Annotated in this window: 22 protein-coding genes and 2 tRNA genes; 11 read left to right on the top strand and 13 right to left on the bottom strand. The window is 54.3% G+C overall.

Annotated elements, in window-relative coordinates:
• Positions 1 to 5: 5 nt before the first annotated feature.
• The 3 genes from ACNO7C_RS01090 to ACNO7C_RS01080 all read right to left on the bottom strand — a co-directional run bounded on the left by ACNO7C_RS01090 (position 6) and on the right by ACNO7C_RS01080 (position 2,749).
• Positions 6 to 764 (bottom strand): proteasome assembly chaperone family protein, encoded by a 759-nt coding sequence (locus ACNO7C_RS01090; RefSeq protein ID WP_460025186.1) that lies wholly within the window; start codon positions 762 to 764, stop codon positions 6 to 8.
• A gap of 41 nt (positions 765 to 805) precedes the next feature.
• Positions 806 to 2,038 (bottom strand): phosphoglycerate kinase, encoded by a 1,233-nt coding sequence (locus tag ACNO7C_RS01085; protein ID WP_460025185.1) that lies wholly within the window; start codon positions 2,036 to 2,038, stop codon positions 806 to 808.
• Between the two features lie 195 nt (positions 2,039 to 2,233).
• Positions 2,234 to 2,749, bottom strand: coding sequence for a hypothetical protein (locus ACNO7C_RS01080; RefSeq protein WP_460025184.1), 516 nt, complete (start codon positions 2,747 to 2,749; stop codon positions 2,234 to 2,236).
• A 62-nt stretch (positions 2,750 to 2,811) separates the two neighbouring features.
• On the opposite strand from ACNO7C_RS01080, the gene ACNO7C_RS01075 reads away from it, so the two are divergent.
• The gene (locus tag ACNO7C_RS01075) at positions 2,812 to 3,204 is read left to right on the top strand and encodes a hypothetical protein (RefSeq protein ID WP_460025183.1); all 393 of its coding nucleotides are present in this window, start codon (positions 2,812 to 2,814) and stop codon (positions 3,202 to 3,204) included.
• Here the strand turns inward: ACNO7C_RS01075 and ACNO7C_RS01070 are convergent.
• Positions 3,201 to 3,938 (bottom strand): hypothetical protein, encoded by a 738-nt coding sequence (locus ACNO7C_RS01070; RefSeq protein ID WP_460025182.1) that lies wholly within the window; start codon positions 3,936 to 3,938, stop codon positions 3,201 to 3,203. The two genes, ACNO7C_RS01075 and ACNO7C_RS01070, sit on opposite strands and share 4 nt — an antisense overlap.
• A 118-nt stretch (positions 3,939 to 4,056) precedes the next feature.
• Here ACNO7C_RS01070 and ACNO7C_RS01065 point away from each other — a divergent pair, with 118 nt between their 5' ends.
• The 3 genes from ACNO7C_RS01065 (at position 4,057) to ACNO7C_RS01055 (ending at position 7,588) form a co-directional block, all read left to right on the top strand.
• Positions 4,057 to 4,878: a DUF7347 domain-containing protein gene (locus ACNO7C_RS01065; RefSeq protein WP_460025181.1), complete on the top strand. Its 822-nt coding sequence runs from the start codon at positions 4,057 to 4,059 to the stop codon at positions 4,876 to 4,878.
• Positions 4,879 to 5,181: 303 nt separating this feature from the next.
• On the top strand, positions 5,182 to 6,489 hold the full coding sequence (locus ACNO7C_RS01060) for an RsmB/NOP family class I SAM-dependent RNA methyltransferase (protein WP_460025180.1): 1,308 nt from the start codon (positions 5,182 to 5,184) through the stop codon (positions 6,487 to 6,489).
• Between the two features lie 25 nt (positions 6,490 to 6,514).
• Complete coding sequence (locus ACNO7C_RS01055) at positions 6,515 to 7,588, top strand: SPOUT family RNA methylase (protein ID WP_460025179.1); 1,074 nt, start codon at positions 6,515 to 6,517, stop codon at positions 7,586 to 7,588.
• 8 nt (positions 7,589 to 7,596) lie between these two features.
• Here the strand turns inward: ACNO7C_RS01055 and ACNO7C_RS01050 are convergent, their stop codons facing one another.
• The 5 genes from ACNO7C_RS01050 to deoC all read right to left on the bottom strand — a co-directional run bounded on the left by ACNO7C_RS01050 (position 7,597) and on the right by deoC (position 11,329).
• The gene (locus tag ACNO7C_RS01050; RefSeq protein WP_460025947.1) at positions 7,597 to 7,731 is read right to left on the bottom strand and encodes a hypothetical protein; all 135 of its coding nucleotides are present in this window, start codon (positions 7,729 to 7,731) and stop codon (positions 7,597 to 7,599) included.
• 184 nt (positions 7,732 to 7,915) lie between these two features.
• A complete protein-coding gene (locus ACNO7C_RS01045; RefSeq protein WP_460025946.1) occupies positions 7,916 to 8,320 on the bottom strand; it encodes a Zn-ribbon domain-containing OB-fold protein in 405 nt (134 codons plus the stop codon).
• A 10-nt stretch (positions 8,321 to 8,330) separates the two neighbouring features.
• Entirely contained in the window at positions 8,331 to 9,500 is a 1,170-nt protein-coding gene (locus ACNO7C_RS01040) for a thiolase domain-containing protein (protein WP_460025178.1), read from the bottom strand.
• Positions 9,501 to 10,547, bottom strand: a complete 1,047-nt coding sequence (locus ACNO7C_RS01035; protein WP_460025177.1) for a hydroxymethylglutaryl-CoA synthase — start codon at positions 10,545 to 10,547, stop codon at positions 9,501 to 9,503.
• A gap of 59 nt (positions 10,548 to 10,606) precedes the next feature.
• Positions 10,607 to 11,329: a deoxyribose-phosphate aldolase gene (deoC, locus tag ACNO7C_RS01030; protein WP_460025176.1), complete on the bottom strand. Its 723-nt coding sequence runs from the start codon at positions 11,327 to 11,329 to the stop codon at positions 10,607 to 10,609.
• Between the two features lie 45 nt (positions 11,330 to 11,374).
• Here deoC and uppS point away from each other — a divergent pair, with 45 nt between their 5' ends.
• The 3 genes from uppS to ACNO7C_RS01015 all read left to right on the top strand — a co-directional run bounded on the left by uppS (position 11,375) and on the right by ACNO7C_RS01015 (position 15,193).
• Positions 11,375 to 12,163, top strand: coding sequence for a polyprenyl diphosphate synthase (gene uppS / locus ACNO7C_RS01025; RefSeq protein ID WP_460025175.1), 789 nt, complete (start codon positions 11,375 to 11,377; stop codon positions 12,161 to 12,163).
• Between the two features lie 61 nt (positions 12,164 to 12,224).
• Positions 12,225 to 12,659 carry a hypothetical protein gene (locus ACNO7C_RS01020; RefSeq protein ID WP_460025174.1) on the top strand — a complete coding sequence of 145 codons (435 nt, stop codon included), beginning with the start codon at positions 12,225 to 12,227 and terminating at the stop codon, positions 12,657 to 12,659.
• 2 nt (positions 12,660 to 12,661) lie between these two features.
• Positions 12,662 to 15,193 (top strand): carboxypeptidase regulatory-like domain-containing protein, encoded by a 2,532-nt coding sequence (locus ACNO7C_RS01015; protein WP_460025173.1) that lies wholly within the window; start codon positions 12,662 to 12,664, stop codon positions 15,191 to 15,193.
• 423 nt (positions 15,194 to 15,616) lie between these two features.
• Here ACNO7C_RS01015 and ACNO7C_RS01010 read toward each other — a convergent pair whose 3' ends face one another.
• Positions 15,617 to 16,306, bottom strand: a complete 690-nt coding sequence (locus tag ACNO7C_RS01010) for a hypothetical protein (RefSeq protein WP_460025172.1) — start codon at positions 16,304 to 16,306, stop codon at positions 15,617 to 15,619.
• Between the two features lies 1 nt (position 16,307).
• Complete coding sequence (locus ACNO7C_RS01005; protein ID WP_460025171.1) at positions 16,308 to 17,579, bottom strand: metallophosphoesterase family protein; 1,272 nt, start codon at positions 17,577 to 17,579, stop codon at positions 16,308 to 16,310.
• Between the two features lie 137 nt (positions 17,580 to 17,716).
• Here ACNO7C_RS01005 and ACNO7C_RS01000 point away from each other — a divergent pair.
• The 4 genes from ACNO7C_RS01000 to ACNO7C_RS00985 all read left to right on the top strand — a co-directional run bounded on the left by ACNO7C_RS01000 (position 17,717) and on the right by ACNO7C_RS00985 (position 21,671).
• A tRNA-Glu gene (locus ACNO7C_RS01000) sits at positions 17,717 to 17,833 on the top strand.
• Positions 17,834 to 17,968: 135 nt separating this feature from the next.
• Positions 17,969 to 18,062, top strand: a tRNA-Thr gene (locus ACNO7C_RS00995).
• Positions 18,063 to 18,117: 55 nt separating this feature from the next.
• Complete coding sequence (locus ACNO7C_RS00990; RefSeq protein ID WP_460025170.1) at positions 18,118 to 20,049, top strand: alpha-amylase/4-alpha-glucanotransferase domain-containing protein; 1,932 nt, start codon at positions 18,118 to 18,120, stop codon at positions 20,047 to 20,049.
• Entirely contained in the window at positions 20,040 to 21,671 is a 1,632-nt protein-coding gene (locus ACNO7C_RS00985) for a glycosyltransferase (protein ID WP_460025169.1), read from the top strand. Before ACNO7C_RS00990 ends, ACNO7C_RS00985 begins: the two co-directional genes overlap by 10 nt.
• On the opposite strand, the gene ACNO7C_RS00980 is transcribed toward ACNO7C_RS00985, so the two are convergent.
• Together ACNO7C_RS00980 and ACNO7C_RS00975 are read right to left on the bottom strand one after the other, a co-directional pair.
• On the bottom strand, positions 21,668 to 22,111 hold the full coding sequence (locus ACNO7C_RS00980; RefSeq protein ID WP_460025168.1) for a transcriptional regulator: 444 nt from the start codon (positions 22,109 to 22,111) through the stop codon (positions 21,668 to 21,670). The two genes, ACNO7C_RS00985 and ACNO7C_RS00980, sit on opposite strands and share 4 nt — an antisense overlap.
• Entirely contained in the window at positions 22,104 to 22,877 is a 774-nt protein-coding gene (locus ACNO7C_RS00975) for a KaiC domain-containing protein (protein WP_460025167.1), read from the bottom strand. The genes ACNO7C_RS00980 and ACNO7C_RS00975 overlap by 8 nt, the downstream gene beginning before the upstream one ends.
• Between the last annotated feature and the right edge of the window lie 41 nt (positions 22,878 to 22,918).

Raw genomic sequence — 22,918 nt, 5'->3', positions numbered from 1 at the left:
TTCACCTAAACGTACAGAGCAGGTATAGTGTACTCGTATTCCTTACCTGAACCTTTCATAGTCTCCATAGTTCTCTTCATTAGCTCGCGGAGTTTAAGCCTGATCTCCTCCTCTTGCTCGATGAGCTGTTTGACGTCGACGTCTTTTCCAATGAGCTTGGAAAGCGCTTGCAGGGTGGAGGCAGAAGCACCCGGATCTGGGTAGTTCAGAAAGCACTCGGAGAGCAGAGCTAGAGCTCCCAGTTTTTTCTTGTAACCCTCCTTCAGAATCTGCGCGTAGACGCCCCCGATGAAGCCCTCCCTTAAAGGCTCGATGCCCATCCTCTTAGCGTAGTCCAGCATCTCAGGCTCTATGGAAGCCGCGTAGGTGCGTGGAACATCGATGTTCAGCCTGTCCTGCACCGCTATACCGCCGAGCAGGAAGAGCCTTTTAACCCCCTTCTCAAGTAGCTTAGAGGTTAGGAATGCTGCGAGCCCATGTATTGACTGCGGAGGAATAGCGACATCCGAGTGCACCACCAGTATGAAGTCGTTGCCCTTGTACCCACCGTAAATCCGAAGCGGAAGTAGGGGGGACGCCTCATGGAAGAGTATTACAGGAGGCATGCTGGGCGAGTCGATGTAGCCGATGCTCCTGAGATCCCATTGCCTCACAAGGTGTGACGTCGCTATTGGTCCCACAAGCCCCACGTCGGGTAGCCCCATTACGGCTATGCTCCCCTGGGGGACTTCCTCGGTGAGAGAAATAGACCAGACTGTTTTCATACCGTGGCTTTAGTGGAAAAAGAGCGTATTATATGTTTCCGCTACCTCGAGTATTTCTTCAGCACCTCGACTACGGGAAGGGTGCCCTTTATGAGGTACTCTATTAGAGCTCCTCCCCCGGTGCTGGCGTGGGACACCTTGTCAATGTGGCCGAGCTTCGAGGCAGCTGCTAGCGTGTGGCCTCCGCCGATTAGCGTGAAAGCGCCAGAGGATGCCATAGCCTCAAACACCGCCCTAGTTCCCTGGGCGAACCTCTCGTCCTCGAAAACACCCAAGGGTCCGTTCATCACAACAGTCTTCGAGCCCTTGATGAGCTCTGAGTAGAGTTTAGCCGTCCGAGACGCGATGTCCTTAATCAAGCCATCAGTGGGTAGTTTCGAAACCTCGACTTCGACCCTTCTGTCGTCTTTTTCCACGGCTAAGTCGACAGGCAGGACGATCCTGTCCTTGTACGCCGATAGAAGGTCTTTGAGCTCTTTCTCCAGACTCAGGAACCCCTTTTCCTCCAGAACCTTCAAGTTCTTCTCTCCTATGTTGAAGCCAGCGCTGTGCAAAAGCAGGTTCGCCGCAAGCCCCCCTGTAAGTACCCTGTCTGCGATGTTTCCGCCTAGCACGCTCCTGATTATGTCGGCAGTGTCCTCGGCCTTAGCACCACCGATCACGTAGATGCACGGCCTCTCAGGGTTGTTGCGGACCCTGTAAAGCGCCCTAAGCTCCTTCTCCATGACCCTACCAGCGACGAAGTGCCTCACGACCGGGGCGAAGCCGACAAGTGAAGCATGAGGGCGGTGAGCGGCAGAGAACGCGTCTACAACGTAAACGTCCATGAGAGGGCCGAGCCGAGACACAAGCTCCGACTTGGCGTGCTCCTCGGGGCTAGCAGCCTTAGTCTCCCCATCCCAGTACCTAACGTTCTCCAGGACCAAAACCTCGCCCTCTCGAAGGCTCTTTATCGCTTGGACTGCTCTCTCGCCGAATATATCGTCTACGAACTTCACTCTCCCCTCCAGATACCTGTTAAGTACCTCGGCGTGCTCGCGCAGGTTCGTGAAATCCGGGTCACCTTTACGGCCCTGATGGGAAAGGACAACCACCCGCGCTCCCTTGGTCACGAGTTCCCTTAGCGTCGTTTCGGCGTGGGCGATAATCCTGTTGTAGTCCAGAAGTTTTCCGGTTTTAGCGTCTACAGGCGAGTTGAAGTCGACCCTTACGCCTACAACTTTACCTTTTACATCCACGTCGTCGAGCGTTTTTATGCCAAAGCCCTCCAGCATGCGTTCACCCGTTATCTATCACACTGCGTTAATATTTTAAAATTTAGCAATAACGAGGTCTAATTACGATATTTTTCCCGCTAAGCCAGCGGGGGTTCCTCGGCTTGGGCCGCTCCTCTGTGAAGTTCACCAAACCTAGAAAATCTCAATGAAGCGGATGCAAAAAGCGCCATTCGAGAATGGCAGGAGGGCCCGCTAAGCGAGTGCTTGCAGGGCCTCTATTACGACTGAGAGGACGATCAACCCCAGCTCGACTGTGATAACCGCTAGTGTACCGAGGACCTCTGCCTTTTCCCGCCTTACGACCTTGTATGTAAGGAATAATCCCTCTGCACAAGCGACAGTAATGGCCATGATCTGGAGAAGGTTTACGACATCGGTTGCGATGACAGTGAGATCACCTCGACCAGTGACCACATGCTGAGCTTTAAGAGTGTAGCCAGCGTAGTAGGATGTGGCTCCTGCCACGACCGGTCCAATAATGGGGATGTTACACGACAGAACCAGTAGCGCGAAATCTACCAGCACGTTCGTCGCCGTAGCTTCGAAATCCCCTGGGACCAGTAAGCTCTCGAAGTACCGCTCTGTTGACTCGTAGAGCTGTTTTGCCTCGGAGGGGTTTATCTCTTGAAAGTACCCGAGCGCAATGAGGGAGACCAGCGTTAGTGCGGCTACAGCCAAAAACAAGGCTCTGAGCCCCCACTCGCCCATACGACTCCCCTCCCAGGTTATAGTGAAAAGCATAAATTTGTGTGCCCGCGAGGAGTGATTCAATGCACTATCCTGAAACGTTCTACAACGTAGTTAGGTGCGGGGAGGTACTGTGTGTCGAGTTTGACTGCTCGGCAAGGCGATGGGTCGAGGAGAAGTTAAATCTTCGCGTTGAAAGCGCAGGGGAGGTGTGCTTCTCCAGTCTTCCGTACTCGAGCAAAGACGAAGCCATAGAGTTCTTGGTTGCTAATGGCGTTCCTGAAGAGAGGATAGCCGTTGAGGGTAGTCCTCTCGCAATCAAAGCAGAGAGGGGCAGAGAGCCCACGGTGAAAGTGTGCCCGGTGTGCGGGAGCACTAGGATAGTTGAAATCGGGGTAGTCGGCCTCACTCCGCCGCTTTACGTGTGCGAAAACTGTGGGTATCACGGCGCGCTCGTATTGGAAGTGGTTCTTTAATCCTCCCCCTCCTCGAGCGATGCGAGCTGCTCCTTTAGGCTTAGAATTTGCCGGATGAGCCAGGCGTCGTCGACGCTTCCCCTCCCGTAGAAGAGGGTCAGGAAGCCCTCAAATCTCTGCTTGACGAGAAATCGAAGCAGCTTTGGGTTGTTGTACTGCGAAGGGATGAGAATGGATGCTGGTTGACCCTCCTCGTAATTCGAGATGTTAAGATTCCTAGTTATCTGCAGGTTGTTCCTCAGAGCTTCCGCGAAAGAATCTGTCGACGGGTAGTCTTCCTCGGTCATTGAAAGGCCCATAACTCCCCCGGCGAAGGAGCCAATAGCTCTGCTCACTCTCCTGAGCTCAGAGGGATTCCCTGGCTCCAGGAGAACCTTCACTTTGTATGTCGCGGCTACGTCGTACATCCGCTCAAGCTCCCTACTCGAGATCTCGCCGGGCCTCAAGATAATTATAGTCCTACCCGCCGACTCGTCTGCCATCATGCAGATTTTCTCGAAGTCTTCAACGTCGATACCTGCGACGTAACCGAACCTTAGGGACGCGAGATAGAGATTGCGGTCGTAAAACGCGTCGACCACCTCGCCCACGCTCTCAGCTACAAGGGTGTTCCACGTGGTCACGATCTGTATCCACGCTCCCGTACCCTCCATTAGCGAAAGCCTCCTGTCAAGCTCTTCGAAATCGCTCTCGCTAAAGACAGCTAGCCCTGCCACGGGTATTATTCTCGGCATTCTGCAAGAAAAAGTAAGTTCAGGAGCCTAATATAGCTCGCGCTTACGGTCTGAGACCTGGCTCGAAGCGTTGCCCTAAAGCTATATTTACCACAAAACATGTTGCTAGACACGCACTATGCAGGAGCCTCAGCGCGACGCAGACCTCGAGCAGGTTTACGCGATAATAGGTAACCCCTACATGAGGGCCATACTGAGGACGCTGGGTGAGAGAGGCGAGGCCTCCTTCAGTGAGCTGAAGTCAGCCGTCGGGACCAGTACCGGCAACCTCTACTATAATCTCGACAAGCTTGAGGGGTTTATAGCTAAAAACGAGAAGCGTAAGTACGTGTTGACGGAGAAGGGCTTTAGGCTCTACCGCTTTATGCTGGAGAACGAGTCCCGCATAAGGACTTTAATCTCGGAAAAAAGAGGCGCCGCTGCATGGGTAGAAAAGTACATCCTCCCAGTGCTGGTCCCGGAGAGCCTGGTATCGTTTCTGTACTCTGATCCCAAGCTGTCGCTTCTCATGCTTGCGGCTTACTCGCTACTGACGGGGGTGTCCTCAATTTACGGTGCATACGTGTGTTTTGGGCTTGACCAGCTCTTCCTGCCCGTCACGGGCGTCTACAGGTTGCTTCCCGCGCTAGCAGGCCTCGTAGTTCTCTTAACAGCGCTTGAAGCTCCATCTAGGCTTATGGGAGGCGAGAAGAGAATTAGCATCGAGTACATCGCCACGGTACTCGCCGCCACGCTCCCCTTGAGCATCCTAGCCTTGCTGCCACTAGACATCCTGTACCTCAACGTACTTTTCCGCATAACTCAGATTCTCGTCATCGGGTTGCTTACAGCTACCCTAAAGGTATACAAGCGTTTGCCGACGGAGAGAGCGTTCATAGCCGTGTTCACAGCAACGTATGTAAGCTACAATATCGCCTTTATTATTCAAAGATTCTTCTAATGATCACATCGCGCGCAACGTCCCCGCCCGACACATCCGCCCCCTCTGTCTAAAGAGCCCCCTTGAAAGCTCTTTGCTTTTGACCCAGTAAAGGCGACAATTGTGCTAAGTGACCTTGCCGCCTTGCTCCTGATCAAGCACGGTTCACCTGCCCGGTATGCTCCTCTATGGTTGCGCCTGGAAATCTATTCCGAGATCGAGCAGCCCCCAAACTTTCACTCAAGCCTTAGGATAAGAAGAAAAAGACCGAGGGCGAACGCAGGGACGAAACGAAGAAAAAGCCAAGACGTACCATTGCTTCACATGGAGATTGTACTCGAAAACCTTACGCCAGTAGTGTTTAGGGCTAGCGTTAGAGTCCTAGAGCTTATATCGAGACACTCGCTGTCGCTGGACTCGGCTTTCCAAGAGGCTCTTGGGGAGTTCAGCTTGAAGCCAGGTGAGCGAAAAGCTGTCTACCTGCTTTCCAAACGCACGCTTGAAAATATCGGTCCTGCAATGTTTACTCTGAGGAAGCACGGTAAAGAGTCTCTGCCTCTGCGCAGGGGAATGGCTTTCCTAGTAGCTTTCTACCTCGTACGGGAAAATTGGGAGACCCGCCTCAAGCTAAAAGCTGTAAGAGGTGGTTTGCTCAGCGACAGTCTCATGTCTCTACTGTCTGAGCGCGCTATCGAGCAGGCTACGCTTGAAATCAAGGAGTTGCCCACCGCTCAACGCTTAGCCTACGAAGAAAGCATACCTCCGTTGGTAGCTGAGACTGCCCTAGCGACGTTCGGAGAAAAGGCTTCGAGGAATGTCTTGAGGTCGTTAAATCGAAGGCACGTGTGGATAAGGGTGGCTGAACCCGGCTTGATCGACCGCGTCAAAGAGTACTTGTCGGGGCGCGGTTTTTCTGTGAAGATAGACGAGGATACCCAATCACTGCTGTCAGTAGAGTTGAATGCGGATGATCCCTTACCGCAGCTCCCAAAGGGCGCGGTCTACCAGGATAAGGCCAGTGTAATCGCCGTGGAAGCGTTTCTATCGCTCAACCCCCGCGGCCTCATTGCCGACTTAGCTGCAGCTCCCTGCCTTAAGTCCTCTATCGTCTGCAACAAGGCAAGAGAGGCTGAGATCATAGCCGTAGATGTGTCTCAGAAGAGATTGCCATCATGCAGGAGCTTCATGGACTCATCTCGTTGCGTGTACGACCTCGTGTGCTCCGACGGGAGGTTCTTCCAGTCGAGGAAGCTTTTCGACGGCGTCGTCGTAGACGCACCGTGTACTAACAGCGGCGCAATCCCGCGGGACCCGGGTCTTAGGCTCGCCCTCTGGGATCTGAGCCGGAGCGATCTGGAGAAAATAAGCCAGACCCAGGTTCTCTTGCTTAGGAATGCTCTGAAGTTATCTAAACCTCGCGCCCCAATACTTTTCTCTACGTGCTCGATCTTTCCAGAGGAGGGTGAAAAGGTTTTGGCAAAGCTGGAGAAAACCTTCAAGCCCTTGAAGCCCATGCTCCCTCCGAGCCTCGAGAGCAGGCTGATCAAGCCCTGCGATGGGTGCTACAGGCTTTACCCCCACCTCCACCGGACAGACGGCTTCTTTTTCTCAACAATCACAAGGACAGTTTAAAAGCCCGCACGCCATCAGAGGGTGTGTGGTCGTGGAACTTAAGCCTTGCCTGGTAGTAACGACCCACCTAGGCCTCGAGAGAGTGGCCGCAAGCCGGATAAAGGAGGAGTTCGGCGTCGAGGCTGAGCCCATGCCCGGAGGTTTTCAAGGGCTCATCATCGTGTACTGCCAGGGATTCGATGTGGACCTGTTGACGAAAGAGCTCTCGTCGCGAGTAGTAGAGGCCGAAAGAGTTCTCCCGATTTACCGGGCTGTAAAGGCAGACTTGGAAGAGATATGCGAGGCTGTGAGGAGCCTTGCTCCACAGGTGCTGGGTGAGTCGGAGTCCTTCGCGGTTCGCACCGAACGCAGAGGGCATCATAGCTTCACCTCTATAGATGTGAATGTCAAAGCGGGGGCGTGCGTGCAGAGCGTGAGAGGCAACCCCGTCGATCTCGAAAACCCCGACAAGATCTTCTGGGTTGAAGTACTGGGAGATACCGCCTACGTCTCCGTAACCCCGGGGTCAGTAGTCTTCAGGAAAAGCTACGATAGGAAACCGAACGTTCTAGTGCACCTTAGAAAAATAGTGATAGGTCAAGTCCCGTACCTCGCTGACGCCGAAGCCTCCTACAAGGTCGGAGTCCGCATAGGTAGGGCTGTTCAGTCCTTCGAGGTAAAGGAACTCGTCATCACACCATATACTCCTGTCGATGCCCGGCCGCTAGCTGGCTTCATCAGAGGTGTGCTTGAAGGCATAGATTCTCGTTACAGCATACAGACGCGCAGCTACAGTAGGAAAGTCCATAGGGTGCCGGTGAACCTCTTCGACCTTTACCAGCTAGTAAGGGATTACCGCGAGCGGAACATTCCTATCATCGCCACGTCCACCAAAGGCAGGTACGTCGGCGAGGTCAAGCGAGATGTGCGGAGAATTTTCGAGAATAGCGACAAGGTCCTAGTGTTGATCGGGTCGCGTGAAGGACTCCCGACAGGCGTGCTCCGCTTCTCGGACTTAGTGATAGACGTCCTGCCGGGAGTCACCTTAGCGACCGACGTAGCCGCGCCGTCTATTTTGACGGCCATTGCGGGGGTCCTCGCGGAGGAGAGTAATGACTGATCCACGACTTACTTTCGCTTGACTAGAATGAAGCTTGGCTGTAATATCCGCTCGCTTTTGCATCGGGGACACCTGCTAGGCTTGCGCGCGCTCTCGAGGCTTGTGAAAACGTACCCGCAGTCGCGGCAAACGGGGGGTTTCATGGCGATAAAGGCGCTGTTATTTGTTGCTCTTCTGATAGTCTTAGCCGCGTGGTTTATGTCGTCGAGTAGCCTTTTCGCGTCGGAGCTCCTGAGGGAGAGCATTTGGAGAAGATCGTGGAGAGTGAACTCTACGCCAGGGTTACTGAGAAAAATCTCCACTAGTTTCTCGCGAGCTGTCTTTTCCTCACTCGTTATTGATCACAGGTCTGAACTTAATGCCGTACTCTATTATCCCTTTCTCTCCCTGTTCTCTGTATCTTCTGAAGACAGCCTCTACCCTCATCCCCTCGTGTACTTCATCCGGCTCAACGTCAGTTATCTGCGCGGGAACGAGTGTTCCATCGTCTAGCCTCACTAAAGCAACGACGTAGGGCGCTTGGCCCACGAACTCCGCGGGCGGCGACCTCACAATGCTGAACGTCTCGATGACCCCGGTCTCCGGCAGCTTCCTCGGCTCGACGTTATCAGAGCCGCAGACAGGGCAGCTTCGCCTGTACGGGTAGAAGGTCTTCCCGCAGTCCTTGCAAGCACCCCCTATCAACCTGTACTTCGTTACCCTTTCACGCCAAACCCTTGGAACACTCCTCATGTACGCCACTCTACCTCACCCTTCTCACGATGTTAACCACAACCGTCCCCCCAACACCCCCGACGTTCTGAGCTAAGCCCACTTCCGCGTCGGGGACCTGGTTGGCTCCCGCCTCCCCCCTTAGCTGGGTGACTAGGTCGTATACCTGGTAAACCCCAGTCGCGCCGACCGGGTGACCTCTAGCCTTCAAACCTCCCATAGTGTTCGTGGGGAGGTCACCATCCCTCTCGAGTTGACCCTCCTTGAGGAGTTTCCACCCCTCGCCTTTACGGGCGAATCCAAGATCCTCCAAGTGTATCACGCCTAGCACTGTGAAGGCATCGTGGACCTCGAGCAAGTCCACATCCTTGGATTCAATGCCGGCTTGCTTAAAAGCGGAGCTCTTGGCCTTCACCGTTGCCGCCAGGGTTGTGAGGTCGGGCCTGTCGTGAAGGCTAAGTATGTCTGTGGCTAACCCGCTCCCCGCGAGCTCGATGAGTACGTCTTTCCCGATTCTCTTGGCCTTTTCCTCGGAGCATAGAACCAGCGCCGCGCTCCCGTCCCCGAGAGGAGCGCTCTCCAAGAGCCTTATCGGGTCTGCGACGGGGGGCGACCTCAGGACCTCATCGAGGGTCACAGGCTTGGGGAACTGGGCTAGAGGATTGTTCGCTGCGTACCTGTGGTCGTGGACTGCGAAGAGAGCGATGTCTTCCTGCTTAACGCCGAACTTCTTCATGTACGTTCTGTAGACGAGGGCGTTAAGGGCTACGAACGAGAAACCCGCGAAAGCCACGTACTCCTGGTCTTCAGCCATTATCAGTGCGCTCGTAGCGTCACTGGTTGTGGCATCTGTGAGCTTCTCCACTCCAACCGCCAGCACGCAGTCGTAGACACCTGACTTTACCGCTAGGTAGGCGCTATGAACGGCTGCCCCGCCGCTGGCGCAGGCTGCCTCGACTTTATGCGCAGCAACACCCGGTATTCCAAGCCACGTTGCGAGCAGGGAGCCAAGGTGCTCCTGCCCTTGAAGGTAGCCGGATGACATGTTGCCCACGAACACCGCCTCAATGTCGCGTTTTGAGAGGCCGGCGTCCTGGATGGCTTTCCTCGAGGCATCGGTCATTAAGTCGCGGAGTGAGAGGTCCCAGTGTTCGTCTATTTTTGTGGCACCAATGCCAACGATAAATACTCTGTTACCCATTTAGACCACCCCGTGGATATACCTCCTGTACCTCAGATAGTAGGCGTAATCTACGAGCTTTTTCCTTGAAAGGTAGTGGGAAACTTTGGGCGCCAGGTTCCTTCTAGCCTCAATGCCCTCCTCTACGACTATACTAAGGGCGTCGGAGCCTGCACCGCTGCCGAAGGAAACTACGAGTATCCTCTCGCCTGGTTTAGCGTGATCCAGCACGTTTGCTAGGCCGATCAGCGACGCGGCAGCGTAAGTGTTGCCGATCTCCCCTGAGAGCAGGCCCAGTCGCAGCTGTTCCTCCGTGAACCCCAGCATCTGCGCCGTCCTCTGCGGGAACTTCACGTTGGGCTGGTGGAACACAACGTAGTTGAAGTCGCTGGGCTTTAACCCCGTCTCCTCCATTAAGCCTCTAGCGGCGCTCTCTATGTGGTGGAAATACGCCGGGTCACCGGTGAACCGGAAGGTGTGCATTGGAAACCTCTCACCCTCCCGACGCCAGAAATCCGGTGTATCGGTCACGTAGCTGTAAACATGCTCGATTGTCGCTACCGACTCCCTCGAGAGAGGACCTAGGACGTAGGCTGCTGCCCCGGCGGCAGCTGTGTACTCGAGCTCGTCCCCGGGTCTGCCTTGGGCTGTGTCGGTGCCAATGCCCATGCCGTACTTTATCACTCCAGCTGAAACTAGGGCTGCAACGCTGATCACAGCAGTGGTTCCCGCCTTGCAGGCGAACTCCATGTCTATGCCGTAGAGCTTCCTCGAGAATCCCAGGGCCTCGGCTATCACCGTGGCCGACGGTTTAACGGCATAGGGCGGGCTCTCAGATCCGATGTAGAGCGCCTCTATGAGGGAGGGTTCGATGCCTGCCCTCTTCAAAGCGTTTTTCGCGGCCTCGTACGCGATGGTTAATGAGTCCTCGTCGGGTCCTGGGAGGCTTTTAGCCTTCACAGGGGCTTTCTCCCCACCCTTGGTGTGCACCCTCGCAATCTCTTTTGCCTCAATCCTGTAAATGGGGATGTACGCCCCGTAGCCGTAGATTGACGCCAGTCCTTTCATTTCGCGTCAGAGGGGTAGAAGACGGGGGTGGTATAATAATTTTTACGCTTGTTGTTCTTCTATACGTTGTTTGACGAAATTCTCCGGAGATCCTCGATTATCTGTATGCTACTGCTTGTTCCTATCCGGTCTGCCCCCAGGAGGTAGAAGTACAAAGCTTGTAGACCAGTCCTAATACCTCCTGCAGCTTTTATGCGCGTCGATGTCCCAGAGACGGCTTTCCGAATAATCAAGATATCCTCGGGTGTAGCACCTCGTGGTCCGAAACCCGTAGACGTCTTAACAAAGTGCACACCTACTTTAGCAAGCTCCCTGGAGACATCGTATATCGTTTTGCTGTCGAGGAAACCTGTCTCGATGATCACCTTGAGAACCCCACCATACTCTCTGGTTACTTCCAGGAGGCGTTTAGCCTCTTCCACGGCCTCCGCCACCATACCACTCCTCAGCATGGAGACGTTAATAACGGCATCAACCTCGTCAGCGCCGCTTTCGAAGGCCTTCCTAGCCTCCCTTTCTTTGACTTCGGCGGGCGAGTTCCCGTGCGGGAAGGAAACCACCGTTGCCACCTTTACACTCTCACCCACGACGCGTCTAGCCCTGCTGACGAAAAAAGGTGGAACGCAGCAAGCGTAGAAGCCGTACTGAACTGCCTCCAGGCACGTCCTCTCTAAATCCTGGAGAGTAGCCTCGGGCCTTAGATTTGTGTGGTCAATCACCCTAGCCACGGTCTCAACAACATCTTCAACGTCACGTACACTTCTGGCGAGAATCCTCTGCATAAGTGGTTAATACCTCGCTTTCGATCATAAATTTAGTGATACGCCTTGCTGTGGCGAGTGCTTGCAAGGGTGCTTGGCGTCTACAGATTGTACGAGTACCTGCTCGAGAAGGAAGTGAAAAGCGGCGACATCCCAAGGCACGTTGCATTCATCCTTGATGGCAACAGAAGGTGGGCTAAATCGAGAGGGCTTCCACCTTGGCTGGGGCACCGCTACGGCGCCGAGAAAGCTGAGGAGGTTCTCAGGTGGTGCTACGACTTAGGGGTGAAGACTGTAACGCTCTACGTGCTATCGACGGAGAACCTGATGAGGCGGAGCAGGGAGGAGGTTGAGGAGATAATCAAGTTGCTAGAGGAGAAAATCGAGGAGCTGAAGACCTCCGGGGAGGTTGAGAAGCGCCGCGTCCGCGTGAAGTTCATCGGTGACAAGGCCTCCCTGCCCCCAAGCCTCCTATCTAAGATTGAGGAGCTGGAAAGATACACAGCGGAGTTTTCAGAGAGGTTCTTAAACATCGCGGTGGCGTACGGTGGAAGAAGAGAGATCGTCGATGCTGTGAGAAGGCTCATCATGGACGTGCAGGCAGGTAAGTTGTCGGTGGAGGACATAAACGAGGAGGTCTTCCAAAGGTACCTCTATACAGGCGACCTGCCTTACCCTGACCCAGACTTAGTGGTCAGGACGAGTGGGGAGGAGAGGATAAGCAATTTCCTGCTGTGGCAGATAGCTTACTCGGAGCTGGTTTTCCTAGACGTCCTGTGGCCGGAATTCAGGAAGATTGACCTTCTTCGCGCCATAAGGGTGTACCAGTCGAGGCAACGCAGGTTTGGTAAGTGATCGCGGGCACTCGTACACGTTAGTTTTTTTAAACGCTGAGTGGGGCTAGAAGGTGGTGGATGTGTCGTACAACATATACCAGTTCAACAGCTTTGAAGATTTACTAAAATACGTTGAAGCCCAGATAGCGAGCATACAGGACACGCTTCAGCAACTTGAGCAAAGGTACGAAGTGGTGCGCGTCAGGGCGGAGCGCATGAAAGCCCTGGAGAGAGTGCTGGAGGACCTCCTGGGGGAGAAGCTGTCCTCGCTCAACGAGATCGACTACATGGGATTAAAGGTTGTGGTTAACGCGCGGGCCGTTGACGAGCTGAACGTGCTCGAGGAGACTATAGAGTCGCAGAGGGAGTCGCTGGAAGCTCTCGCACGCATTAGGGAAGTGCTTCACAAGCTCGGGAGCTCCCTGTCATCTGGTGAAGAGCTGGCTGGGATCTCGATACTCGTTCAGACACTCAACGGAATACCTGTCAGGATACTTTTGAAGGAGACTGAGTAGCGATGAGAAGGCTCCTGCTTATATCAACACTGCTACTGGTTTTCCTCGCTCTTCGTCCCGCAATCTCAGCCCCCGTGTACAATTACGAGGTAAGAACGTTCAGGTCAGTGATAGAGTCCTTTCTGCCGGCGGGAGAGAGCGTCTACGTCGCGTTCTCAAACGGCACAGTGGCGCTGATCGACTACAGCACGGGGCGGGTCACCTCAGGGGTGATCAAGCCTACAGGGCTGGATAGCGTTGGGATGTTCTACAGCGGCTCCTCTCTGGTGGTCGTGGACTCATTGGGCCTCATAGCCATTTTGGACCCCTCCACGCTGAACGTACTTTCCTCTATGAGCGCCATTTCGAGAAGCGACGAGATGTATGTCCTCCGCGCGGCATTAAGCGGGGACGGCCGATTTCTAGCACTAGACGTAATGTACACCTACAAAGGCGCTAGGCTAGAAAGGCTTGTGATCGTAGACCTCCTCAAGGGGTCGAGGATATTTGAAAGAGATGTCAACTCCAACGACGTCCTGTGCAAGGTTTTCTCCTTAGACTTCTATGGGAACTACCTGGTAGCCGAGACAATCGATACTCTATGCGAGCTATGCCAGCTCACAGACAACAAAATCGAAGTCTATAGTGTTTCGCCTAACGGGGTTGTGAAAGTAGCTTCGTTTCAGACGGGTTTGACCATCAAAGCCGTTGGTGAGGGCTACGTGCTGGCGCAACAGGTGAAGTCTGAAAACGGCCAGCACAGAACCCTCGTCCTGTCACTGCCTGATCTGAAGGTGGTTTCAGAGAAGATGGCGCAGCAAGCAGTGCAGATAACCCCTATCGGGAGCAGGTTCGTGGTCGTATTCCAGGACGGCTCTGTGAACTACTGTGATGTATCTCTGAGCTGCTCTCAGGTGTTGAAGGTCCCGACTCAACGCAGTATAGGGGTTTTCGCGCGGGACACTATAGCTGTTTTCACGGTGAGCAGTGTTTTCGTCTACGCTACTGACTACAAAAACCCGCCTACGCTTACCGCCAGCTACCGCATTGAGTGGCCCAGTGTCTCCTGGGATCCTGTAGATGGAAAGGCTTCGGGTAGCATTTGTGCGGCTAAGTACGGGAACAGCTTCCTTGCGGTCGTATACCCGCTTCGCACCTCCACGATCCACCTCAGGGTTCTGGATCAGGACGGGAACCCTCTCGACGGCGCAAGCGTGACCTTGGTTGGTAGCTCGGGTACCTATAGCGCGGTCACAAACTCCTCAGGGTGGGCAAGCCTTAAAGTTCTCCCGGGTAACTACTCTGTGGAGATACTCCGAAAGGGGTTCTCGGAGAATAATTTCCCGCTCACGATCAATCAGCCGACAATGTTTCTGGAGACGAGGATGGTGAAGGAACCACCGAAAAGGTATACTTTGACTGTAAACGTCGTAGGCGACAACGGGAAACCGTTACCCGGAGCAAGGGTCACGATTGAAGGCCCAGAGTCCTACGAGTTGCTAACACCGGCATCAGGAACCCTTTCCGTGGAGTTGCTGAGGGGGAACTATACCGTGAAGGCCGAAGCCCCCCTCTATACTCCTCAGACTATCCGCTTCGAGCTCAAAGAGCAGGGTGGAAATCTGACGTTAGTATTGAAGAAGAAATTCTTTAACCTGACAGTCATCTCGGAGGCAAACTTATCCGTTACGCTGAAACTCGTAGGGGTCGGCGCCGCAGATAGCGCCATCGAGGTTAAGACGAAGGGAGAACCTGTAACTCGTATAAAGCTTGCGGCCGGAAGCTACATTGTAACGCTGATCGACTCGCCTAAGGGCTACAGTTGCCGCTTGAACACTACCACTGTCGAGTGGCGCGATACCACCGATCAGGCCCTGCTGGTAAACTGTTCTCCCGTGAAAGCTGAAAACAGGGCAAGCTTGGCGGAAATCATCGAGAGTGTCAGGAGCGAGGTGCAACTAAGCCGCAACGTATCAAAAACCATATCCCTTGGCACCATCACTCTGTACAACGGCCAGCTGCTCGACCTCGCTTCACTATCCCGGGAGAGAACGCTCGTCGTCGAGCTCTTCTACACGCAGTGCACGGGGTGCAAGTACATGATACCGCTCCTCAGAAGCCTGTCGCAGAGAAACGACACCGTCGTGATCTCCCTTACGGTTTCGCCCTCTGATACACCCGAAATCCTGAGGAGGTACATGCTCGACAACAACATCACATGGTACATCGGCAGGGACGACGTGCAGCTCGCGAGCCAGGTCAACGCTACGTCTTTTCCAACAGTTCTAGTAGTCAAGGAGGGGAGTATCGTCTTTATGGGTGTGGGTTCGAAGCGCGAGCTCGAAGAGTTAGCGCGTGCACCGAGCTTGATTAGCCTTGAGAGTTTGGTGGCCCCAGAAACCTTAATAATACTCGGCTGTGCACTCATCCTTGTCACTCTTGCAGTAGGTGGTGGAGGTGCCAAGGAGAAAGGACAAGTTGAAGAGAGTGATATCTGGCCTTATAGTAGCCATATTCATTCTCTCCATACTGGCCTACGTGGCGATTACACTTAAACCGTAACTAAGAATGCTCCCTTCTTAGTTTCCCCTCATTTCTTGCCCTGCTCGACTCACGGCTTCCTTACTCCCAACCGGTGAAGGAAGAGGTTACGGGAGAGTGTCTAGACAAGCGTTTGGGACTCGAGCTTGCTATAATCGCAGCATGTTTGATGTTAAGGTAAGCTGGAGAGCGAAAAAGGCTTTACTGCTTTCAGCCTAAGAGCTTGAGGCTGAGTAGCTCCGCTCCTCTCTAATACCTCTCTTTCTCAGCCGCTCCTTTTTGGCAAACCTACTCGAGCACAGCGCGAGTAGGGAGTGTGACCGCGGCGTCACATGCTGAAGTCCGCTGGGGCAACCACTCACAGGGGAACCCATGACACCTCGAAGAGGGGATCTCGAAAAGTGAGGAGGGTAGCTGAGCCAAGGCGCGGCCAGCTGTCAGACGGGGCATCTTAAGGGTAGGCCCAGCGCTGCAGTGATGACGGTTGCTACAACAGGGACAGTTAAGTTATCTTCCGGCGAGATGAACTCTGTTACTGTTACAATGATTGACGTCGCAACTGCTTGCATAGTGCCGCCTCCGAATAAAAGCAGGAGTGAAAGGTACACGAGAAGGGCTATGACCTCTCCTTCTAGAGTTTTACCTTTTCTCCAGAGAAGGAGGCTTGAGATCGACGCCACCGCGTCAACGGCTGCCAAGGCAACGATACCGTAGAAGGTGTGACAAGGGTCTATTAGGAGGCTCACAACGGCACCTATCATACCGTACAGCAGACCGACGTAGCCCTCTCTCTTCTCGTAATCTCTCTCAAGCAGGGAGAGTTGCTTCTCGATGAAGCTGTGGAACTCGTCTATTGCCTCCTCGAGCACCGTGAAGGGCGTTCGAACCCTTTCACCAAAGCTGTCGATGAACCTGTGGAGTTCTCTTGAAAAATCTTCCAGCTCGGTTTTGGGCTTGAACCTTTTCACGACGATGCTGTTGAGGAGGGCCGCTGCCAGCAACCCTAGGGAATAATAGATGTAAACACTTAGGAAGCTCGGTAGCGGGAAGAAGAACGGGTAAAGAAGCAGGAAGCTCAGAGCCAGGTGCACGAGCTTACGGTAGAGCTCACGCTCCACGAAGGACAAACTAAACCGCCTCGAGAGTGTAGGATATAGCTTTGAAACCCGAGCTGACCAACTTTTTCACGAGCTGCGAATCCATGTTTAGAGAACCTTCTTTGTAGAGCACGTACTCTGCGCTTATCTTCATCGAATCCGCCCCGCCGGAGGTTATCTCCCAGAACACGTGGGCTTTCTTATCAACTGAGAAGATTTTCATGATGAGGCATAGCCTATGGCTCCCCACAGCGTCGTTGCACGAGAAAAGGTACTCGCTAAATGGGGTGAGCGCCTCGTTCCTCCTGGAGCCGTAGAACTCTATGACCCTGTCCTTAGGAACCTCGAGGATCTTCGACCCGCCTGATGAGAACACGTCCTTAAAGACCCTTGTGACGATAATGTCCAGGAAGTCTTCAAGGGTAAGGTTGTCCTTGAGTGTGTAAAAGGGAATCTTCACCTCCCTCCTCTCGACAAGAGCCCCTGTTGACGCGTCCCTGAAAGACAGAAGAGCCCTGTAGGGCACGCCACTAACCCTTGCGAACTTCAAATCGGCTTTGTGCGCGCACTTTCTGCAAAGAGCCCACTTCTCAGGAATGTGGACTACTCGGCCGCACCCGCTGCACTTCTTCCAGACACCGTTGATGAACCTCCACTCGACCCTTACATCTCCGTTGCCCGAGACGTCTATGTACGCGTAGTTGCCTATCGGCTCACCGGTCTTAAGGAGCCTGTCAAGCCTAGCCACGTTGACGTAGACGGTGCCGTTATGCTCCACCTCAAGGCCTCCGAAGCTATGGCTGTGACCGAAGATGTGGACGCGGGGTCGGTAGTGGTCGATGAGGTAATTTATCTCCACCACACCCGCATGGGGCGAGTGGTGGTAGCTGTCAATAACCTTCCCGCGGTCCAGAATGCTGAAAGGGGGGTAATGCGTCACGAGCACAACAACCCTCGTCTGCCTCTCGAGCTTGAACGGCTCCACCCTTCTCCCGTGCCCCACCAATGCTATGTCGCCGAAGTAAACAGGGCCTGTAGCGTCGAGGTCGAACACCTGTTGCGCGTTACACTCCCGCTCAACGTCCCAGTTACCCTTAACGTAGTATACAGGTTTCTGTAAGCTCTTAGATACCTTGCTGAGTATCCTGCACATGCTTCCAGGCCTTTGAGGGTTCCCGATGTCTCCAGCGGCGACAACCACGTCATAGGAAACATTATCTCTCCTCGCCCATTCTATGAACTGGTCCACAATGTCCTCCTTGCCGTGGACATCAGAGACCGCGAGCATCCTGAGCTTAGCCATATCTTGAACACCGGATCGCCATGCATGGACGCGAAGAATACGAGCCCCAGCTTATAAAAATGCTCACCGCGGGGCCGGGCTTTGCTCTCGCACTCCCTGGGAAAAGTTAATAAACCCATCACGCAAACACAGGTTGAGCCCCGGTCGTCTAGCCCGGTCAGCCTGCACGAGGGCCGAGAGGATACGGCGTGAACGGCCGGCCTCAAATTGGCCTCTCGAGCCAAAGATCCCGGGTTCAAATCCCGGCCGGGGCACTCCACCCCGCACTTGATTGCTACCTGTTACGTGAAGTCGCCGTAGCCGATCATGTAGACAACCGACGGAAAGCCCCGCCTCGCGCCTCTAAGAAGGCGAAAAGCTGATAAGAGCCCCCGGAATGATAGTGGGTAGCCCCGGTAGCTCAGACTGGTGGAGCGTCGGCCTCGTAAGGTTTAGGTGTTCCGGGGGAGCCGAAGGTCCCGGGTTCGAATCCCGGCCGGGGCTTTTCTGCGCGCGTTACTACGAAAACGTTTTTTTGAGGCCTAGCCTAATAAAGCGCGTGAAGTCTTCGTTCATCTTCGTCCTGCACTTCCACCAGCCTGTGGGGCAGAAGCACAGCATTATGCACAGAGTTCAGAGCAACAGCTATGAGATGCTCCTAGAGGTCCTGGAAGCCTTTCGGGATCTGCCGCTGACCCTGCACTTTAGCGGCCCGCTTCTAATGCACTGGCGGAACCTCTACCCAGACTTTCTCGAGAGGTTGAGGAAAGTTCTGGAGTCAAGCAGGTTTGAAGTTCTCGGAGGGACATACTCCGAAAGCATACTCGCTTTACTCCCCTGGGAGGACAGAGTAGAGCAGCTGAAGCGGGGAAGAGCGCTTGTGATAGAGACTCTGGGGGTGGAGCCCCAGGGCGCATGGCTCGCTGAGCGGGTTTGGGATCCCACTCTTCCACCAGCAATTAGGGAAGCCGGCTACCAGTACGTCATCCTCGACGATGAAGTCGGCTACAGGTCTGGCTTATGGAAGGACGATACGCATGTAGCGCTTTTAACGGAGTACGCGGGTCAAAAGGTCGGTGTGTTCTTCATAGACACGAAGATCAGGTACATACTGCCTTGGCGCCCCCACGCGGAGGTCCTCGACTACATAAGAAGTTTTCAGGATAGCGGTGGGTCAAGGTACGTGCTCTGGGGGAGCGACGCGGAGAAGTTCGGGGAGTGGTGGCCCCGCGATCAGGCGGAACCCTGGCTAAGATTATTCCTCACGTACCTGATGCAAGACAACTCCATACAGACACTCACCCCCTCCATGTACCTGAAGAGGCACGGGTACTCCGGGCTGGCCTACTTGGGGCCTTGGAGCTACGACAAGATGATGGAGTGGAGTGGAGGGTACTTTCCCAACTTCCTCAGAAAGTACCGAGAGTCCAACAACATGCACAAGAAAATGCTGTATGTTAAGGAAAAGCTGTCAAAGCTTAAAGCACCCCAGGAGGCGTGGGAGAGCTACTACTTGGCGCAGTGCAACGACGCGTACTGGCACGGGCTCTTCGGCGGCACCTACATCCCGGCTCTCAGACAGGCTGTGTTCGAGCACTTGATCAGGGCCGAGCGTATAGCTGAGGAGATGGGAGCATACTTCGTTGGCTCGTGGTACCGCGTAAAGGAGCTGGACTTCGATTACGACGGCAAAGACGAGCTCATATTGGAAACACCGCACTCTAACCTGTACCTGAAGCCGGACGACGGCGGAACGCTCTTCGAACTGGACCTCAAGGCGGACGGAAAGGAGCACAACCTGATAAACACTATGACTCGCTACGCGGAGCCCTATCTCCAAGGCGTTCAGGGCGCGAACCCCGACTGGTATCGCCGCGTCTCGTTCAGAGAGCACATCTGGAGACGGGATACTAAGCTGTCGGACTGGATTAGCAACGCTCCATTCGTCGACGTGAGCGACCTCGCACTGAGAAGGTACATAGTAGAGTACGTTGGGGAGGGGAAGGTCGTCCTCTCCGCAGTGGGTCGGGACTGGAGCGTGAAAAGCCAGCCTGCACGGATACACGTTACGAAGGTGTATGAAGCGGATAACGAGGGCCGCGCTCTAAAGGTTTCCTACTATTGGAGAAACCTAGAGAAAAAGTTCATCGATCCGAGAATATCGATAGAACTGTCGATAATGCCACGGCTTTCCTACGCTGAGGACAAGGTGCCTGCGTACACTGTGGACGATGTTTCGAGGAGAAGTGTGAGCGAGAGGTTCGAGAGCCCCTGGTCCAGGACTATAAGGGTGCAATCGGACGGTGCGCCCGAGATAGTCATCGAGAGCTCCAAGCACGCTGAAGTATGGATAGCACCCATTGAGAGCACGTCCAGGACTGAGAGAGGCCTGAAAAGCGAGATACAAGGTCTAGGCATAGTGTTCAACCATGCTGTGGCCTTGAACCCTGGCGAGTCCTTTGAGACGCAGGTGGTTCTGCGTTGGCTCTAAACGTCTGGATGCTCACATTTGAGGCCACACCCTTCGTCAAGGTTGGAGGGCTAGCTGAGGTTCCTACAAACCTCTGCGCATCCCTGGCGGGGAAAGGGGTTAGCCCCGTCATAATTCTGCCTGCCCACTCGCCCAGCATCGACCCAGCGTCAGAGACCGCAGAGCTGAACGTCCAAGGGAAAAGCTATGTGTTTGAGAAAACAGCGCATGGTAACGTTTCTTTCATTAAGGTTCACGGCGGCTTTTTGGACGACCCGCGCGTCTACGCGGACGACGTATTAGAGGGCAAAATTATAGACTTCACCACTGCTTTCTCGCTCCTCCTTGCAGAGAAGGAAAGGCTGGGGTTAGCGGAGCCCGACATCATACACTTCCACGACTGGCACTCCGTACTCCCGCTCCTTAAGGCGAAGGAGCACCGCGGGACCCGAGCGAAGCCTGCGCTCATCTATCATGTTCACCTGCTAGTGAGGAAAAAGCTGGATAAGACTCTCTTTGAAAAGGTGGGCCTCCACCTCGACTGGCCTCACACAGTCTACCTGAATGGTAGGTATATAGAGCTCCCTCTACGCGAGGTTTACGAGAGGGCAAATGGAGTCGCTGAAAGGATAGGATTAGCGGAGGCAGATAAGCTGGTGACCGTGAGTAAATCGTTCCTTGAGGAAGACCTTCAGTCAGCTCTCGGGGAGGACGTCCTAAGCCGAGGAACATTCGTTTACAATGGTACGGACTGGAGCTACGAGTCACTATACCGCGAGGTTCTATCCCTGCATGGGGAGAAGCTCCGCGAGCTCTACGGGTCGAGCCTCAGCAGGCTTGAGCTACGCAGATACCTGCTTCTCCATGCTATGGGCAACTTGCCGACAGGCGAACCAAAGCTCCAGGACGACAGGCTGAGAAACTATATCGCTGAGAGGGTTGCCCCACCTTTAAGAGACGACCTCAGGGTCGAGGCGTTCCGTTTCGACGGGCCTCTGCTGATAACCACCGGCAGGCTCTCGCGCCAGAAGGGCTTTGACGTGCTTGCCGAGGCAGTGGAGCTCCTACTGAAGGACTTGGGCGAGACTAGGGTAATCTTCTTGGTGCTACCTATCTGGGGCGGTGAAAGCTACGTAGACCTCTTGGTTAACCTCTCTCGGGAGTATCCTGGAAACGTCAGAGTGATCTTCGGCGTCGCCCCCTCGATTTACAAACTCGCCCATCTTTCAGCGGATGTCTTCGCGGCCCCGTCGAGATGGGAACCCTTCGGCATCATGGCTGTGGAGGCGATGGCTGCCGGATGTCCAGTCGTTGCCTCAAGAGTTGGAGGTTTGAAGGAGACTGTTACCGATATACGGAAGTTCGGGATCAAAGGCACAGGGTTGCACGTTGAGCCCGGGGATCCTTACGAGTTAGCAGATTCTCTGCGAGACATGCTGGCGTTCATGGAGGCATCCAATCAAGGCCAGCTCGAAAAGTACCTCGGAAAGATCGGTGACGGAAGGCTCGCAGACCTGCTTGAAAACTACATAGATGCTGGTGAAATAATTCGGAAGAACGCGATAGACAGGGTTGAATCCTACTTCACCTGGGAGAAATCCGCAGAGAAACTACTGGCAGTTTACAAGGAGGTGCTCCGCTAGATAGAGCGGAGAATCTCCTCGAGAGCCTTCCGCACGTTCTCAAGCTTCCTCTCAAGCTCTTCAACTCTCTTCCTCAGCTCTTCAACCTGGCTTTGAGACGCTGCTCCTAGGATCGGGATGTCGAGCCTGCCTCCGCTTTGTAAGAGCTTCTCGTATGTTTCCTTCACCAGCTTACCGGCCTCCGTTTTGGCCGCGAGGTGGTTTCTTATAGTCGCCTCGGTTCTCCCAAGTTCCTCCGCGATTTTAACTATGGAGTAGCCTGCGCGCTCCCGGGCAAGAGCTCCTGCGGCAACCACGAGGCTGTCAAGCCACGTGAGTTTGTCCTCAGCATTCCTGATGGCGTCGATGACTTCAGGTCTAAGCAGAGTGCCGAGGATAAGGGATAGCTCGAGCCTCCTCACGTCCTCTTTTCCAACAGGCTTGAGGGGTATTTCACTCATACGAACCTCCCGCCTCCACCTTATAGGTAGCGCCCCTCAATTTAACTATTTTGTCACTGTACACGACGATCCCTTTATCCGTTATCTCGAAGGGCCTCCGCCTCATATCATGCTTTGTTCCGCGCATCTTCCATATGATGAGAGATCGAACTAGCTCCCCGTCGATTTCGTCGAGGTCGAGCCTAACGATGCCATCTACGGCGTGCTCTACGCCTGGCCCTCCAAACCCTCTTTCAGTGACGCTCACTTGCGAGACGAACAGGGATGTTGCCCCTAAGCCTGAGAGGACCCTCTTAAGCTGCATGAGAACGGAGCGCGCCATCGCAGGTCTCGTGAGGTACAGCGTGGAAACCGAATCAACCACAACTCTTTCAGCTTTAACGTCGCGTATCGCCTGCCTCACCACGTCTATCAGCTCACCAACGTCATCCACGCTCTTAACGACGTAGCGCTCCCTTTTCGCCGCCTCGCCGATCCCTCCAGTGAAAGCGTCAACGATCGCGAACTTACCCTCGTCTTCGAATCTTCGCACGTCCCAGCCGAACGAGGCCATGTTTCTCCGTATTTGAACAGGGTGCTCTTCTAACGCTACTAGCACGCCTGCCTCCCCGTTTGACAACCCGTAGAACAGGTACTGCTGGGAGAATATGGTTTTACCTGTTCCAGGTCCCCCCGAGAGCAGAACTATGTTTCGTTTCGGTATGCCGCCGTAGAGGAGCTCGTCGAAGCCAGGAATACCGGTTTTTATTTTTTCAATAACACTCATTTACAATCACCCAAGTATTCTTTCTCTGCCCAAAATATTAA

The sequence above is a fragment of the Infirmifilum tikiterense genome (genome assembly GCF_054696565.1).
Note: the sequence above shows the minus strand (reverse complement) of the source record. Positions and strands in the feature narration are given on the sequence as shown.